This is a genomic window from Tellurirhabdus bombi (assembly GCF_021484805.1).
Lineage (GTDB): Bacteria > Bacteroidota > Bacteroidia > Cytophagales > Spirosomataceae > Tellurirhabdus > Tellurirhabdus bombi.
Genome location: NZ_CP090557.1, coordinates 326215 through 341948, shown reverse-complemented (window position 1 = coordinate 341948; position 15734 = coordinate 326215). Strand labels below are relative to the sequence as shown.

14 protein-coding genes are annotated in these 15734 nt (G+C 48.9%); 8 read left to right on the top strand and 6 right to left on the bottom strand.

Features of this window, described 5'->3' with window-relative positions; genetic code table 11:
- The first annotated feature begins 81 nt into the window (after positions 1–81).
- The 4 genes from L0Y31_RS01445 (at position 82) to L0Y31_RS01430 (ending at position 4067) form a co-directional block, all read left to right on the top strand.
- A complete protein-coding gene (locus L0Y31_RS01445) occupies positions 82–603 on the top strand; it encodes a DinB family protein (RefSeq protein ID WP_234735291.1) in 522 nt (173 codons plus the stop codon).
- A gap of 11 nt (positions 604–614) precedes the next feature.
- On the top strand, positions 615–1736 hold the full coding sequence (locus L0Y31_RS01440; protein ID WP_234735290.1) for a Nif3-like dinuclear metal center hexameric protein: 1122 nt from the start codon (positions 615–617) through the stop codon (positions 1734–1736).
- A gap of 18 nt (positions 1737–1754) precedes the next feature.
- Entirely contained in the window at positions 1755–2507 is a 753-nt protein-coding gene (locus tag L0Y31_RS01435; RefSeq protein ID WP_234735289.1) for a zinc ribbon domain-containing protein, read from the top strand.
- Positions 2508–2570: 63 nt separating this feature from the next.
- Complete coding sequence (locus L0Y31_RS01430) at positions 2571–4067, top strand: tetratricopeptide repeat protein (RefSeq protein WP_234735288.1); 1497 nt, start codon at positions 2571–2573, stop codon at positions 4065–4067.
- A 49-nt stretch (positions 4068–4116) separates the two neighbouring features.
- On the opposite strand, the gene L0Y31_RS01425 is transcribed toward L0Y31_RS01430, so the two are convergent.
- From L0Y31_RS01425 to L0Y31_RS01415, 3 genes are all read right to left on the bottom strand, one after another.
- Positions 4117–4851: a LytR/AlgR family response regulator transcription factor gene (locus tag L0Y31_RS01425; protein ID WP_234735287.1), complete on the bottom strand. Its 735-nt coding sequence runs from the start codon at positions 4849–4851 to the stop codon at positions 4117–4119.
- Between the two features lies 1 nt (position 4852).
- Positions 4853–5923, bottom strand: coding sequence for a sensor histidine kinase (locus tag L0Y31_RS01420; protein WP_234735286.1), 1071 nt, complete (start codon positions 5921–5923; stop codon positions 4853–4855).
- Between the two features lie 176 nt (positions 5924–6099).
- On the bottom strand, positions 6100–6741 hold the full coding sequence (locus L0Y31_RS01415; RefSeq protein WP_234735285.1) for a histidine phosphatase family protein: 642 nt from the start codon (positions 6739–6741) through the stop codon (positions 6100–6102).
- Between the two features lie 82 nt (positions 6742–6823).
- Here L0Y31_RS01415 and L0Y31_RS01410 point away from each other — a divergent pair, with 82 nt between their 5' ends.
- Positions 6824–7246: a hotdog fold thioesterase gene (locus L0Y31_RS01410; RefSeq protein ID WP_234735284.1), complete on the top strand. Its 423-nt coding sequence runs from the start codon at positions 6824–6826 to the stop codon at positions 7244–7246.
- Positions 7247–7345: 99 nt separating this feature from the next.
- Positions 7346–8566: an isochorismate synthase gene (locus L0Y31_RS01405; protein ID WP_234735283.1), complete on the top strand. Its 1221-nt coding sequence runs from the start codon at positions 7346–7348 to the stop codon at positions 8564–8566.
- A 33-nt stretch (positions 8567–8599) separates the two neighbouring features.
- Here the strand turns inward: L0Y31_RS01405 and L0Y31_RS01400 are convergent, their stop codons facing one another.
- The 3 genes from L0Y31_RS01400 to L0Y31_RS01390 all read right to left on the bottom strand — a co-directional run bounded on the left by L0Y31_RS01400 (position 8600) and on the right by L0Y31_RS01390 (position 13711).
- Positions 8600–8752 carry a hypothetical protein gene (locus L0Y31_RS01400; RefSeq protein WP_234735282.1) on the bottom strand — a complete coding sequence of 51 codons (153 nt, stop codon included), beginning with the start codon at positions 8750–8752 and terminating at the stop codon, positions 8600–8602.
- A 41-nt stretch (positions 8753–8793) separates the two neighbouring features.
- The gene (locus L0Y31_RS01395) at positions 8794–8991 is read right to left on the bottom strand and encodes a hypothetical protein (RefSeq protein WP_234735281.1); all 198 of its coding nucleotides are present in this window, start codon (positions 8989–8991) and stop codon (positions 8794–8796) included.
- A 133-nt stretch (positions 8992–9124) separates the two neighbouring features.
- Positions 9125–13711 carry a translocation/assembly module TamB domain-containing protein gene (locus L0Y31_RS01390; RefSeq protein WP_234735280.1) on the bottom strand — a complete coding sequence of 1529 codons (4587 nt, stop codon included), beginning with the start codon at positions 13709–13711 and terminating at the stop codon, positions 9125–9127.
- Positions 13712–13848: 137 nt separating this feature from the next.
- Here L0Y31_RS01390 and tsaD point away from each other — a divergent pair, with 137 nt between their 5' ends.
- Together tsaD and L0Y31_RS01380 are read left to right on the top strand one after the other, a co-directional pair.
- Complete coding sequence (tsaD, locus tag L0Y31_RS01385; RefSeq protein ID WP_234735279.1) at positions 13849–14847, top strand: tRNA (adenosine(37)-N6)-threonylcarbamoyltransferase complex transferase subunit TsaD; 999 nt, start codon at positions 13849–13851, stop codon at positions 14845–14847.
- 51 nt (positions 14848–14898) lie between these two features.
- The gene (locus L0Y31_RS01380) at positions 14899–15732 is read left to right on the top strand and encodes an MOSC domain-containing protein (RefSeq protein WP_234735278.1); all 834 of its coding nucleotides are present in this window, start codon (positions 14899–14901) and stop codon (positions 15730–15732) included.
- The last annotated feature ends 2 nt before the right edge of the window (positions 15733–15734 follow it).

Genomic DNA, 15734 nt, shown 5'->3' with positions numbered 1-15734 from the left:
CGTTCTCTGAAATCGTGGTGCAAAGGTAAAGGCTTTTTCTAATATTGCAATACCTTTGTGAGAAAAAACGCAATAATTTTCATGAAAAAGCCGCAAATAGGTGAATATCCAGAGCTGAAATACTTTGCAAATTACATCGAAAAGGTTGATGATGAGAACGTTATTGACTGCCTTAGTCAGCAAAAAAAACAAGTAGAAAATTTATACAAAAAATTGTCGAGCGCTGAATTAATTTTCCGGTACGCTGAAAAAAAATGGTCGCCTAAACAAATTTTAGGACACATGACCGACACAGAACGCATCTTTGCGTACCGGGCTATGTGCATTGCCAGAGGCGAAAAAGTACCCTTACCCGGATTTGATGAAAACGACTACGTTGATGGGGCTAACTTCGATGAGTTGTCCCTTGAAAGTTTGTTGGAGCATTATCACCATGTGCGCTCAGCAACCATTGCGCTGGGCCGTAGCTTGACTGAAGAGGCACAGCTACGCGTTGGCTCGGCCAATGGCCACCCGGTTTCGGCCCGGGCTATGTTTTCGATCATTGCGGGGCACGAGCGCCACCATCTGGATATTCTAGCTGAACGATATGGCTTTCACTAAGAACTGTACCCATGAAAATTAAACAGATAGCGACTTCTCTTGAGAAGTGGGCTCCGCTGGCTTATCAGGAGAGTTATGACAATGCCGGGTTACTAGTGGGCGATCCTGAAACGGAAATAACAGGTGTTCTGGTTACTCTTGATGCCACGGAAGCCGTGGTCGATGAAGCCATCGCAAAAGGTTGCAATCTCATCGTAGCGCACCATCCTATCGTTTTTAAAGGGCTTAAAAAGTTAACGGGCCGCAGCTATGTAGAACGGACGGTGATTAAAGCCATTAAAGCGGATATTGCCATTTATGCTAGCCATACCAACCTGGATAGTGTGGTGGGCGGGGTAAATTTTAAAATTGCCGAGAAGCTGAATCTGGAAAATGTACAGATTCTTGCGCCGAAAAGCCAGGTGCTGATGAAGCTGGTCACGTTCGTCCCGAATGCCAAAGAAGGCGAGCAGTATGCAACGGCCACGCAAAAGGTGCTAGATGCGTTATATGAGGCGGGGGCGGGCCATATTGGCCAGTACAGCCATTGCAGTTTTAAGCAGGAAGGTACGGGTACGTTTCGGGGGGAAGATGGAGCGAATCCAGTGCTGGGCAACGTGGGAGAAGACAAGAAGGCTCACGAAGACCGCATTGAAGTAATTTTGCCTGTTCAGCAGCGCTACTCGGTTCTGAAGGCGCTCAAAAAGGCACATCCCTATGAGGAAGTAGCTTATTATTTAACTTTGCTGGACAATCAAAATCAGGAGGTTGGGTCTGGAGCCGTCGGAGATTTGCCGCAAGCGATGCAAGAGCTTGAATTTCTGGCATATTTGAAGAAATCACTGGCCGTTAATGTCATTCGCTATACACCTTTGCGCGGGCAGAAAGTAAAGCGAATTGCCGTTTGTGGAGGAGCGGGAGGCTTTCTGTTGAACGACGCGATTCGGGCAGGAGCGGATGTTTTTGTAACCGCTGATTATAAATACCATGAGTTCTTCGACGCTGACGGACGCATTGTGATCGCTGACGTTGGACATTATGAGAGCGAACAGTTCACTAAAGAATTGATTTCTCAGTATTTATTGAAAAAAAATCCTAATTTTGCGGTAATTTTATCCGAAGTGATCACTAATCCGGTGAATTACTTCGCATAGCAGCAAAACCTTCGCGGAATGGAACTTACGATTGCTCAGAAACTAGAAGCACTTCTTAAATTACAACAAATTGACTCACAGCTAGATGAGATAAAAAAAATCCGTGGCGACCTGCCCGAAGAAGTTCGGGATCTGGAGGACGACATTGCTGGCTTCGAAACTCGCATCGGAAAATTCAACAACGACATTCAAACGCTCGATGAAGAAATCGATCGGAACAAGAATGCAAAGAAGGATTCCGAGAAGCTGATTACCAAGTACAAGGATCAGCAGATGAACGTTCGGAACAACCGCGAATACGATGCGATTTCGAAAGAAATAGAACTTCAGACGTTGGAAATTGAACTGGCTGATAAGAAAACAAATGAGTCGGCGTTCAAAATCCGGAATAAGCAGGAGGAGATCAAGGCAACGCAGTCTGCGCTCGATGAGCGTAAGGCGGACTTGAAAGCCAAAATGCAGGAATTGAATCAGATCACCTCTGAAAGCCAGGATGAAGAAAAAGCCCTGATCGACAGCCGTGACCAGCAGGCAACGCATATCGAAGAACGCTTGTTAAAATCTTACAACAAGATTCGGGATAACGCCCTCAACGGCTTGGCGGTAGTGATGGTGAAGCGGGGTGCGTGCGGCGGTTGCTTTAACGTGGTGCCACCGCAGCGTCAGGCTGACATTCGGGATAAAAAGAAGATCATTGTCTGCGAACATTGCGGACGGATTTTTGCCGATGTGGAAGGCGCTCCTGAGCAGGTTTCGTCGGGCCGCCGGTAGACTCAAAAGATACGTCAAAAGGCTGTCAGCAATGGCAGCCTTTTTTGTTTGCTTGTGCGTACGATGAGAAGATTAATTGCTTTCCTGCTCTTTTGCCTTGCGGGAGCTATATCGCCTGTTCTGGCTGCTGATTTTGAGTTTACGCCTGCTCTCCAGCGTGCTTATGCGGATATTCTAAAGCTGAAAGTTCAAGGAGCACAGCGTGTCATTGCGCCGGAAGTAACCCGTCGAAATGGCGTGGCGCTCTATCTGGACAATTATGCCGACATGATTACGCTTTTGATCTCTGATGATCGGAAGGCTTTTGCGCGTTTCGAAGCGCGGGAAGACCAGCGTTTGGACGCCCTTCGTAATCTGGATGCTAATTCGCCCTGGCAGCGTTTGTTACAGGCAGAAGTACGCCTGCATTGGGCGTTTGTCAAGCTAAAGTTCGGGCAGGAGGTAAGCGCCTCCTGGGATATCATTCGGGCCTATCGCCTATTGGAGGAAAACCGTAAAAAGTTTCCAAATTTTTGGCCTACCTATAAATCATTAGGGGTACTGCATATTTTAATTGGCTCTGTACCAGAAAGCTATACCTGGGTGACAAACCTGCTGGGGTTGAAAGGAAATGTGAAGCAAGGCATTCAGGAAATTCAGATGGTGGCTCGCAAAGATGCTCTTTTCCGTACGGAAGCCCGCTTGATCGAGCTGCTTGTTCAGGCTTATATCTTGAAATTTGATAATGCGGATGTAACGAACTTAAAGCAGTTTGTGAGCGAAAATCCGGACAATCTAATGCTGCATTTTTTCGCCACAACAATCCTGATGAAGGATGCACGCAGTGAAGAAGCCCTGCCTTATTTGCTAAACCGGCCCACGGGACCCGACTACCTGCCGTTCCCTTTTACGGAATACCTGAAAGGGGAAATTTTCCTGCAAAAAGGGGCTTTTCAACAGGCTAATCAGCACTACCGGCTTTTCCTAGGCCAATACAAGGGCCTTAATTTTCTGAAAGATACCTACTACAAACAGTTTCTATGCTTCTGGTTAACCGATAACCCGGGGGACGATGCGGCGAGCGTGCAGTTGCTGCGTCAGGTTTCCAACGTGGGCGCATCGGTGGTGGAAGGCGATAAAGCAGCCCAAAAGTTTGCGGATTTGTATTTCAAAAAAGGCGTATCGGCGAACCAGAAAGTCTTGATGCGCTCCCGGCTGGCTACCGACGGGGGGTATCTGGATACAGCTTTGGCTGTGCTGCGGCCTTATACGGAAGCAAACTTCTCGTTATTGGCTGAAAAGGCGGAATTTAATTACCGAAAAGGCCGCATTCTGCAACGTCGTGAGGAGATGGACGAAGCCATACCTTTGTTTGAGCGTGCCATTGCGTTGAGTGAAAAGAGCCAGCTTTCGTTTGGTGCCACGGCGGCTTTGCAACTAGGCTACGTCTATCAGCAGAAACGGAACGTATCGCAGGCGCGTCGCTATTTCCAGAAAGCCATTAGCTTTAAGAAACACGAGTACAAAAACAGTGTGGATAACAAAGCCAGGGCGGCTCTGAATGAGATTGGAGGCGATTAAAGGAGCAAAGCACACTGTTCAGTTCACTAAACAATGTGCTTTGAAGGTATTAAAGGCTCATCAGTTCTTTAAACCGAATGGCCTGCCGACGGCTGATTTCAATTTTATCGCCACCACGAAGGTTAACAAGCAAGCCCCCGCTGAACCAGGGTTCAATTTTTTCAATCCATTGCAGATTAATGATGTGCTTGCGGTTAGCGCGGAAAAACGTGTTGGGGTCCAGGCGATCTTCCAGGCTGTTCAGCGACTTCAGAACGAGTGGCTTCTGGTCGTCGAAATGCAGGCGAACGTAATTACCCATTGACTCGAATAGCCGCACCTTACCCAACTTGACAAACCAGCATTTTTCGCCATCCTTAACAAAAACCTGATCGTTCTCGCCCAACATCCGGGTGTTTTCGCGGGGGATAGCTTCTGGCTCCGTGTGCTGATGCTGGTTCTCTTCAACGCGGTGAATGGCCTCCGATAACCGGGGCAAATCAATGGGTTTCAGCAGGTAATCCAGCGCATTGTATTCAAAAGCCTTGATGGCGTATTCGTCGTAGGCAGTCGTGAAGATTACCTCAGGCGACTTTCCTTCAATAGATGATAGGAGCTCAAAGCCATTCTTACCCGGCATCTGAATATCCAGAAACAGCAACTCAGGCTGTAGTTCATCAATCAGTTTCAGGGCTTCGTCGGCGTTGGGTGCTTCACCGATGATTTCAATTTTGGGGAAGTTGTCCAGCAAGCGGCGCAGTTCATTCCGGGCTAACCGTTCGTCGTCTACAATAAGGGCTTTCATGCTAACTAGTTACTTTCTGTGTGTCTGTTCTTTTTAAGATGCTGTCTGATTGCATGGGCATAACGACATCGGCGCACACCACATCGGGCGTTTCCTGCCGGATCCGAAAACTGGCTTCGGGACCGTAGAGTAGTTCCAGCCGCTGGGATGTATTCTTTAACCCAAATCCATTGGATGCTTCTGTGTCGCCCAGTGCGCCTGTATTTCGAATGCGGATGTGAAGAAGATTGTCTTCCAACCAGCTTGTCAGTTCCACAAATCCACCGCCAATGGCCTTCTGAACGCCATGTTTGATGGCATTTTCGACGAGCGTTTGCAACATCATGGGTGGGACCTGCAAATAATGGGTTTTGGGGTCAACTTTCAGGCGCGCGTTCAAACGGTCTTCATACCGGACTTTTTCCAACTCCAGATAATCTTCAACGGTCTTTATCTCTTCCCGTAATTCAACCGTTTTGCGGCGATCAGCCAGCAACGAGTTGCGCAGGATGTTGGAAAGTTGCGTAATGCCCTGCTGCGCTTTAGACGGGTTTTCCAGCACCAGCGCCCGAATGCTATTCAGGGCGTTAAAGACAAAATGCGGATTCAATTGCGACCGAAGCACTTTCGCCTCGGTTTCCCGGATGGACGTTTTCAGCAGGATTGTTTCAATGGCCGCGTTCCGATTCTGCTCCGTATAGAGGTAGACCGTGTAACTCAGCACCCACGCCAGGATACTTTTCCCCCAGGATAATAAATAACCCATGATGATCAAAGGCTCGTGCACCAGCGTTTCTGGAACCAGAACGTGGTCAATCGGTAAATTGACCATCGTCATAATGGCCGACAGCACAAAAACCGATGCAAGAACGCGTGGGATTAACTGGATAAGAGGCAGCCGCACCCAATTCCACCGCTGAATCATAAGGCGGTAAAGGTGAGTCAGAATAATTCCTAACAATATATTGGCTAAAGCCAGAAAAAAATATTCCTGGACAAAGCCATATTCAAGTGTATAAGCACCAAATTCAAACATCACGAGTGAGGTCCACCCGATTATTTGACATAACCAATAAGTCTTCCTTTTCGACATCGTCTACATGACTCTCAATAAAAGTTACTAAAAGTCGAAGATACAATTTTTTGGATGTATGTAGGCGTTTATTACACCGGTGGGGAATTTAGAGGGTAAACGAATCATGCACAAGGCGTAATGAAAAAAGCCACTTGGATAGCTTTAAATTACGCCTTGTGCATGATTTATTTGCATCAAGCCTGGGGAACAACCAGCGTCATCAGGTGCGTGCTGTCGTTGGAGACTTCAATGGTAAACTCAGAGGTTTCGTATGAATAGGTCAGAATATACAGGCACAGGTTGCTGTGTTCAAACTGATCCATGGTGGAAAGCGGTTGGCCAATTAACCAGGGCAGCAGAATCCGAATGGCTCTGCCGTGCATGGCTACCAAAACCGTACTTTCTTCGGGACGGGAAATGATGAGATCGATAACGGGCTTCTGCCGATGCATGACATCCTCCGGGCTTTCGCCCTGCTCGGTTGGCATGTCCGTGTTGCCGTTGTTCCAGTTATTAATCAAATCCCGGTAGTATTCGTTATCGAGGCTATTGGGCATTTTGCCTTCACGCAGGCCCCAGCTAATCTCGTTCAGCCCTTCGTGGCTTTCGTAGGCAATACCTGCTTCAATAAACTGCTCGACGGACTGGAGTGTGCGTCTGAGTTTCGAGGTATAAATCTTATCGAAGGCAATGTGCTGGTAAGCCTGATAAAAAGCTGCCGCCTGGGCACGACCCATCGCGTTCAAATCAGCATCAACGCCACTGCCTTGTACTACCCCCCGGCGGTTGTAATCCGTTTCTCCGTGGCGAATCAGGTATATTTTTTTTTGTTTCAAGCTGTTACTTTTGCTGACTAAGTTGAACCGGAATAAAGGCCGGCTGAAAACGAGGGCAAAATTACGAAAAAATAAGCACAAGATGAAGCATAAATGGACATTAGAATCACTTAAACCCTTTCATAACAAATCAATTGTAACTCTTTTGGGGATTGAGTTTACCGAAATCGGGGAAGATTTTATTGTTGCCCGCATGCCCGTTGATGAGCGAACGCACCAGCCTTTCGGACTTTTGCACGGAGGAGCCTCGGTTGTGCTGGCCGAATCACTGGGGAGTATTGCTTCTTTTTTGTCCCTGGAAAATCCAGAAGAGCAGCGGGCAGTGGGCGTTGAAATCAATGCCAATCACATCCGATCCGTGCGCGAAGGCTGGGTCTACGGCAAATGCACGCCCATACACCGGGGCCGTACTACCCATGTCTGGGATATTCGCATCACCGACGAAGAAGACAGGCTGGTATGCATCAGCCGACTAACCACGGCCGTTGTAGATATTCGGAAATAATCCTAGACCTTAACTATAAACTAGAAAAATTTCTGGCTCATGGGATAAAAACGTGAATCGACTTGTTATCCCTATATACTCTACTGTTTTTTGTAGTAAATGAAAAGTCGCCAAACTTCTTCAACGATCGTTACCACCGTACCCACTCCGCATACGCTTTGGCAGGCGGCCTGTTCATCGGGCTTTGCTGCCGCTCTCTGGCGGTTGCCAAACCAAAAAAGCAAAGAACTTCTTGTTGATACATCGGGTAAAGTAGAAGCCGCAGCCATGGATTTTGATGAGCTGCCAATGGGCTTTGCCGTTAGCCCGTTTATCAATTCTGAAAACCAGCAGACGCTTTTTCTGAAGGCTGATTTATACTGGCAGTTTGGAGAAGAAGGGAGTCTTCAGAATGAGCAAAGTCGCTACGCCGCTGATCATCCTGTGGTTGCTCCTTTCTGGAAAAAAGTGACGCAACCGCTCAAGCCTACACCGTCAGCTGATAAATCGGGATTGACGCCGCCTACCATTCACGACCAGGAACGCTACGAGGAAATCGTGCAGCGCGCGGTGCGGATGCTGGGTCGGGGCGAGATGCGCAAGGTGGTGCTTTCGCGGACTAAAGCCATTCGTTTTGCGCAGTATCCGGATGTGATTGATCTCTTCAACCGGCTTTGTCTGGCCTATCCAACGGCTTTTGTTTCGGCGATTTACCTGCCCGACCGTAACCAGATCTGGCTCGGTGCCACGCCCGAACGGTTGGTTAGCCAAGATGTAAACGGTATTTTCCGAACGGTAGCCCTGGCCGGAACCCAGTCGGCGTATGATTCAGAAGGGCGGCTCAAACGACCTTCGGAGGCGCAATGGACGCAGAAAGAAATTGAAGAACAAGCCCTGGTTTGTCGGTATATTATTAGCTGTTTCAAAAAAATACGGCTCCGTGAATTTACGGAAGAAGGACCAAAAACCGTCGTAGCGGGCAATCTGCTGCACCTGAGAACGGATTTTTCGGTAGATACACAGGCCGTTAATTTTCCGCAACTGGCAACCGTGATGCTGCAACTGCTGCATCCGACTTCGGCAGTTTGTGGAATGCCCCGCGACCAGGCTATTGATTTTATTCTGGCAAACGAAGGCTATGACCGTGAATTATATAGCGGTTACCTCGGGCCGGTGAATGTGCGGCACGAAACCAATCTATTTGTTAATCTGCGCTGCATGAAACTGGAAGGACGGGAAGGGTTGCTGTATGCGGGAGCGGGCATCACAGAAGACTCGGTGCCAGCCAAAGAATGGCGCGAAACGGAGCTTAAGTGTCAAACTTTATTAAACGCTTTATAATGGAAAGGGTCGCTTCGAAGCGACCCTTTTCGTTTACTCTCCTTCTGCTGGTGCATTCGGCGCTTTATGATCGTCGGTGCCCCGGGTACCGCGCGAGCTGGCAGCGGAAGACTGCGTTTCGCTATCGGGTGCCGTATCTTCGGGATTTTCCTGGTTTTCTTCGTTCGGTTCCTGTTGGGATTCCATCGTGTTGGTGTTTATGGGTTATTATCCAGTAACGAGCTTATTTATTCATCTTCAAGGTCTTCGTCGTCGATGAATTCTTCGTCATCATCATCCAGAGCTTCTTCATCTTCTAGATCCAGATCATCATCATCATTTGGCGCAGCAGCAGAGCCACCGTACCCACTGTTTGCCATATCACTTGGATAATGCGCCCCTGTTGTAGGCTCTTCGGTCAGGTCGTTATTAAGTTCAGTTGCCATGATCGTTTTAACGTAAATACAGAATGAAAATAAGCGTACTTGGGTAAGTATCACTAAAACTGAGCAGCCTACTGAAAGTTTGAAAAGAGTGAGAAATTAGAGCAAGAAAGCCCAATGGTTGAATCTATAGAGATCACAAGTCGAGGTCCTGCAAAAGCGAAGCGTCGCTGGAGGCAGAAGAGGTGCGGCGGGGCGTGTTCGGCTGCGCTGAACGGATACCGGGTTGGGGCGGTTCCGGTTGCTTTCCAAAGAGGGTATTGAAGGAGCGCGTATACTGAACACTCATGCCACCACCCGTCGTAAACGTACCCGGCCCGATGGTGCTGAGCGTGGCCAGCTGGTTCATCTGGTTGCGGTTGTACATCTTCAATTTTACCTTGCCATCGGGCGTAACCCAATATTCCAGCGTCCACTCACCCAGAAGACTAGCGGCATTTGTCTGGTTCTGACCGTACGTAAATCCACCGTCCCGGCTTATCCGAAAACGGTCGTTAAAGCGGTAGGAGAGCCGCACCTGCAGGTTATTAACCAGGTTTTGGTCCAGGCCATTCAGTGAGACGCCAACGTCGAGGTTTTTGTCTAAAGTGGAAGCCAGACGACTTAACTGGTTGGAAATAAGCTCGCTTAAACTATTAGTTACGCCAGAACCAACCACAGTGCCCCCCGTTCCTGTAGTAGCAGGATCAAAGAAACCACCATCAGGTGGCAACAACTGGCTGAACAACAGAATACTACTTACCTGTCGGCCCAGTTCCTGTTCGTTGCTTTTAAGCCGCGATTCAAAAGCGGTAACCGCCTGCCGGAAATCAGGCTGCTGCGGATATTCCTTTACTTTCAGATCATACGCAATCTCAGGAGCCAGTAAACGACCTTTCAGATCAATCAGCAAATCGACGGGGTAGCGGCGGTTCTGGTCAAGCGCATTAGCAGTGGTGGGCGTTGTCTGAAGCAGGGGTTTTAGCGAAGCAAACTGCGTGTACGCCGTCTTGACGTTAACCATTGCTTCGTAAGGATCGCCGGTCCAGGTAATGCGGCTATCATTCAGAATCTGGAATTTCTTGTTAATGATGTTTTCAAAGGTAAACGTGTATTCGCCGCGCTCAATCTCATACGTACCCGTCATGGTAAAATCCCCTTTGGTATCGATCCGCATTCCAATCTGGCCGTTTCCGTAGGCTTTAATAATATCGCCGGTCTGCCGGTCGAGTTGGATTTCGCAATAAGCATCTGGCGTGATGGATAGGTTAAAATCCATCTTAATCCCCGACATATCGACCTCTGGGTGTTTGGTGGTGTCAACGGGCGCTTTTACGTTGATAAAGCGGATAAGACTTTCGTCGCTGACACTTACCGCTTGGTCAAGCGGAATGAAAATGCGTGTTCCCCGGTTGCTGGTTACGTCAGCCTTGATGCTTAGGTTATCAACGGGACCGGAAAGGTTGACACGGCCCGTTGCAATCGCCGTTCCGTAAAACAGTTCATTGTCTTTAGCGGTCGTATTCAGGATTTTGAAATTCTTCATTTCTGCCGTCAGATCAAGCTGGAAATAGTTGTAATCCGGAAAATACACCCCGCCCCGTAGAATGGCTTTGTTGCCATCCGGGTCGGTTAGCTCCATGCGCCGGGCCCGAATCTCGTGTTCTTCGAAATAAATTTTATCCTCAAAGGCAATGTCCGCCTTCAGGTAGTCAATGCGTACCCGACCGCCTTTGACATCAATAGAACCGTTCATCAAGGGACCTGTTGGCTTACCCGAAATTGTCACGACACCGGCGGCTGAGCCTGCCAGATTGGAGAAATAGCCTTTTGTAAACGGCTCCAATAAGCGCAAATCGGCCCCGTTCAGGGAGGCTTTCAAATTCAGCGGGGTTTCGGACGATTTGCTGGGGTCGTAAAAACCAGTCACGTTCACTACATCCCGATTGTACCGATTTATTTTTGCTTCGATATTGACGCGGTTGGATCGATCCAGTACACTGCGGTTGGTGACATTCCCGACCAGAAAATTATTGTACTTTAACGAGTCAATCCGCATCTGACCGTCCAGTAGCTTCAGGCCATAAAGGTCGCGCAGGCTGGCCGTTCCGTTGGCGGTTCCGGAAATGTTGGTGTTTAAAACCGGATTCAGGGTTTGCAGCAAAAAATTCCGTGCCTCAACTTTTAGCGTTTGCGCGGTATCTCCCGAAATATTCCCACTGGCGGCGATGAATTGATTCTGGTTGGAAATAGCGAGGTTATTCACATACACATCATTGCCCACAATCCGAATCAGATTATCCGGCGAAACAGTCCAGAGGCTGTCCAGCAGCCGGAACCGCGAATTACGAAGCTCCAGATCAATGGCATCACCCTTGAAGGTAAGCGAACCATTCAGGTTGGCGCGGTTCGTACTGGATACCTGCTTCAAACTACTGGTAAAATCAATGTGATTAACATCCCAGGAGGCTTCCGCTTCCAGCCCTTCTGTAGGCGCCAGCGGCCCTAATTGTTGCCGTTTGGCGTTGAAAATGAGCGATGCCAGAACGTCCGGCGAATTGACGAATTTGGACGTGTTCAAGTCAATGGACGATTTGTAGAAAGCATAATCGTCCACTTTCAGGGTATCGACAAAGCCATTCAGCGTAAGCAGCGATGTCCGCCCAACCGTAAACCGACCGAATAGGTGCGTATTGGGCGAAATGTATAAATCTGGGTAAAGAAAATTAAATAACGGCTGAATGTTTTTAAGCAGCAGGGCGTAATCGATGCTGTAAGGCGCGGCCGTTGTGGGCCGTTTGTTGCGGTAATAAGTGGCCATTCCGGCGGCATCTCCCGCAAAATTCAGGCTATATTCCTTAACGAGTCGCTGAAGGTCGTCCACGGCCTGGGTTACTTGATAATCACCCAGCAACGTTCCCCGCAGCAAATCGGAGTCGATGGTGAGGGTGCGCTCCCGGCCTTCCAGTTCGGAATAAACGGACAGGGTATCTACAATCAGGCTCCGTTTACCCAGTGTCAGATAGCCGTTCCGAAAGCGGGCCGTGCCAACCAATTCATCCAGTTTGTTCCCGATTAGCTGGGCGTCGATTTCACTGTGAATGGTGAGCGAATCGCCCAGAAAACCCAACGCCCGCAAGTCGGCTCGTTGCACCAGCCCGTGGACATCAAATTGATTCTTTTCCCCACGCAGGTCAAATTCTCCGTCAAGGTTGATGGAAAGATTGGTATCCCGCACGCTAATGTGTCCATCAAAATACGACTGTTGGAAGTTTCCCCGGACAGCCAGATTGCGGTAATTATATTCTTTAAATCCGATGCGGTTAAAGCGACCATCAAGATCCAGACGACCGGTAGCAAGCGTTAGCCCACGCCCGTTGAATTTAGCTTGTCCGTCAACGCGTTGCACGAGTTCCTGCTCGTCGAATAGCTCACCGGCGTTGAAATCACTAACCCGCAGATCGCCGCTGTAAGATGTCCCGTTATCTCCCGCCAGCTTGAGCGCTAATTCACCCGCAACGGCTCCCAGCGCGGTCTTGAAGGTGCCTTTGGTTTTGAAATCGGTGAACTTGCCGACGTAGCTAGCATTGAAGTCCAGAATTTTCAGCTTCTGCATAACCCGGTCAAAATCCGGGTCAGAGTAGTAGGGCTTGAGGTCAGCGAGCTGAACGGAAGAAGGCTTAAATTGGAAATCAACCGTGGTGCGGTCAACATCCGGCAAGCCTTTAAACGCAATGTCGCCCACCAACCGGCTGCCTTTGCCAAACTGAATGTCGGCGTTTTTAAATTTAAAATTCCGCACCGTTCCGACAAAGTCGCCCTGTGCTTTGGCCACGTCAAAATTCCTAACAAAGTAGTCTGTAAATGGAATCAGGTCCTGCGCCCGCACCGTCGAATTCCGCAGGTTGACCCGCATGGTCACCTCGTCGTTAAATTCATTAAAGGCCGAAAATTGCTTGTAATCAAAAATGAGTTTGTTGCGAACCGTAGAGCCGTTGATGTGCGCGTACAAATCGTCTAGCCGCATCTGCTTGGCGCAGTACAGAAATTTAGTATTGATCTGGTGGATACGCAGTTGCGCCTGGCGGTCGATGCCTTTCAGTCGGCTGACATCCATCGAAATGGTATCACCTAGCAGCAAAAAATTCTCCAGTCGGGAGCTGATATTATTAATCGTGAAGTGATTATAATCAAAAACGCGCCCCTTCATTTTTCCCTCCCGGGGGTCATCGTAGGTGAATTTACCCTCGAGAAGCGTGGCTTTGCCAATCGTAAAAGGTACGTTCTGGTTTGGAATGGACGGCTTGGTTGTATCGCTGAGCAGTTCGTTGATGCGGACAATAAACTCGTCAATATTCAGATCACCGGTTTTAGCGTTTTTTTTCAGTTTGACATCCGGACGATAAAGCAGGACCTCGTCCAGATGAACGTTGGTTGAGAGGTTATCGATAAGGGTTTTCAGGTCGAAGTTGACTTCCAGGCGTCCAACATCAATCATCGGTTGCTGGTCACGGTTCTGGATGCTGACCCCTTCGAGCGAAAGTGTATCGAACCAGCGGATGGCAACGCGCTCAATCCGGACCGGAAACTGTAGAACGGTCGATACTTTTTTTACCGCGTACTGGGCAATTTTCGTCTGTATAACCGGTATTTGCAACCCAATAACCACTGTTCCTAACAACAGCAAAACCACGATAAGCGTGTAAAGCAGTGTTTTAAGGAATATAGTGATGAAAGAACGCATTTACGGCAGACGAACGAATAATTAAATAAGGTACAACGAATTAATGAATAATAATGCTCAAAAAGTATGGTTTAGAGAATACAACTTAGGCAGTGGTTTAAATAGCATTGATTTTTATTATCCGTTACCTTTGTAGAATGATTATTTTGGCAATTGAGTCGTCCTGCGATGAGACATCGGCGGCTATTTGTGTTAACGGTAAAATCCAATCGAATGTTGTAGCTACGCAACTCGTTCATGAACAGTATGGCGGTGTTGTGCCAGAATTGGCTTCGCGCGCGCACCAGCAACGAATTGTACCCGTGGTAGAACAGGCATTGGCCGATGCAAAGATACAAAAAAACGCGCTAAGTGCCGTGGCTTTCACGCGGGGGCCGGGTTTGCTGGGCGCTCTGCTGGTGGGTGCCTCGTTCGCCAAGGCGCTGGCACTGGCGCTGGACATTCCGCTGATTGAAGTGAACCACATGCAGGCGCACGTGCTGGCGCATTTTATTGAAGCCCCCGAACCTAAATTTCCGTTTCTGTGCCTGACCGTTAGCGGAGGACATACGCAGATTGTGCTGGTGCGCGATCACCTGAGCATGGAAATCATTGGGCAGACTGGCGATGATGCCGTAGGGGAGGCCTTTGACAAAACGGCCAAGCTCCTGAATCTACCCTATCCGGGCGGCCCCCTGATTGATCGGTATGCGCAGCAGGGAAACCCACTCGCGTTTAAGTTTCCATTGGTCGAAATGCCGGGCCTGGATTATTCATTTAGTGGCATTAAAACGGCAATTCTGTATTTTCTGCGCGATCAGACAAAGCTTAATCCCGCCTTTATTGACGAAAATCTAGCTGATATTTGTGCCAGCATTCAATACACCTTGGTTCAGATTTTATTGACCAAGTTACGGCGGGCGGCGCGGGAGACCGGAATCCGTGAAATTGCGCTGGCTGGGGGTGTATCGGCCAATTCCGGCTTGCGGAAAGCCCTGACCGAAATGGGCGAAAAACAAGGTTGGAACGTCTATATCCCCCGCTTTGAATACTGCACCGACAATGCGGCGATGATTGCGATGGCGGCTCATTTTAAGTACCTGAAAGGCGATTTTACATCGCAGGAAGTAAGCCCCCTGCCCCGCATGGAATTTTAATATTTTTCGCGCAAACCCCTATCTTTGCTGCCGATAAATCCCACCATACTTATGCCTGTTCTAAAAGAAATTCGCATTTATCCCATCAAATCGCTGGGAGGAATCGCGCTGTCGGAAGCCATTGTTGAAGAACGCGGGTTTCGCTATGACCGCCGTTGGATGCTGGTGACCCCGGAAGGTAAATTTCTGACGCAACGGACGATTTTTCCCATGTCGCTCATTGATGTGGCCCTCACCGATTCATCGCTGCGCGTCTGGCACCGGAATGAGCCTGCCAATGCATTGGAAGTGCCCCTCGACCTAATGACAACCGAAATCTTATCGGTGACCGTGTGGGACGATACAATCCTTGCTAATGTCGTGAGTGCCGAAGCCGACCAGTGGTTTAGCCACGTGCTGGGGTTCCCCTGTCGGTTAGTGCGGATGCCGGAGACAACACATCGGACTGCCGATCAAGACTATGCCCAGCCGGGCGATGTAGTCAGTTTTGCCGATGGATATCCGTATCTGATGATCGGTGCTTCATCGCTCGAAGAATTGAACCGCCGCATTCCGGAAGAATTAAGCATGACCCGCTTCCGACCCAACCTGATTATTGAAGGCAGCCAACCACACGAAGAAGATACCTGGAGCCGGTTTTCGATTGGTGATATTGCGTTTCGGGGCGTAAAACCCTGCGCCCGGTGCGTGCTAACCACCATTGATCCGGCAACGGGCGAAAAAGGAAAAGAGCCGCTAAAGACGCTGGCAACCTATCGACGGGCCAACGGGAAAATATATTTTGGGGAAAATTGCATTGCGGATGTAACGGGTGTTCTGCGCGTTGGCGATGTCATCAACATTACCGAATACAAAGAGCCACGACTCGCTTTTGAACCGGCTTAAGA

Excerpts from the sequence above, each read along its gene's own strand:
- L0Y31_RS01420 (WP_234735286.1), bottom strand. The coding sequence starts at position 5,923 with ATGTCGAAAAGGAAGACTTATTGGTTATGTCAAATAATCGGGTGGACC.
- L0Y31_RS01395 (WP_234735281.1), bottom strand. The coding sequence starts at position 8,991 with ATGGCAACTGAACTTAATAACGACCTGACCGAAGAGCCTACAACAGGG.
- tsaD (WP_234735279.1), top strand. The coding sequence starts at position 13,849 with ATGATTATTTTGGCAATTGAGTCGTCCTGCGATGAGACATCGGCGGCT.
- L0Y31_RS01440 (WP_234735290.1), top strand. The coding sequence starts at position 615 with ATGAAAATTAAACAGATAGCGACTTCTCTTGAGAAGTGGGCTCCGCTG.
- L0Y31_RS01390 (WP_234735280.1), bottom strand. The coding sequence starts at position 13,711 with ATGCGTTCTTTCATCACTATATTCCTTAAAACACTGCTTTACACGCTT.
- L0Y31_RS01405 (WP_234735283.1), top strand. The coding sequence starts at position 7,346 with ATGAAAAGTCGCCAAACTTCTTCAACGATCGTTACCACCGTACCCACT.
- L0Y31_RS01435 (WP_234735289.1), top strand. The coding sequence starts at position 1,755 with ATGGAACTTACGATTGCTCAGAAACTAGAAGCACTTCTTAAATTACAA.
- L0Y31_RS01400 (WP_234735282.1), bottom strand. The coding sequence starts at position 8,752 with ATGGAATCCCAACAGGAACCGAACGAAGAAAACCAGGAAAATCCCGAA.
- L0Y31_RS01425 (WP_234735287.1), bottom strand. The coding sequence starts at position 4,851 with ATGAAAGCCCTTATTGTAGACGACGAACGGTTAGCCCGGAATGAACTG.
- L0Y31_RS01445 (WP_234735291.1), top strand. The coding sequence starts at position 82 with ATGAAAAAGCCGCAAATAGGTGAATATCCAGAGCTGAAATACTTTGCA.
- L0Y31_RS01380 (WP_234735278.1), top strand. The coding sequence starts at position 14,899 with ATGCCTGTTCTAAAAGAAATTCGCATTTATCCCATCAAATCGCTGGGA.
- L0Y31_RS01410 (WP_234735284.1), top strand. The coding sequence starts at position 6,824 with ATGAAGCATAAATGGACATTAGAATCACTTAAACCCTTTCATAACAAA.
- L0Y31_RS01430 (WP_234735288.1), top strand. The coding sequence starts at position 2,571 with ATGAGAAGATTAATTGCTTTCCTGCTCTTTTGCCTTGCGGGAGCTATA.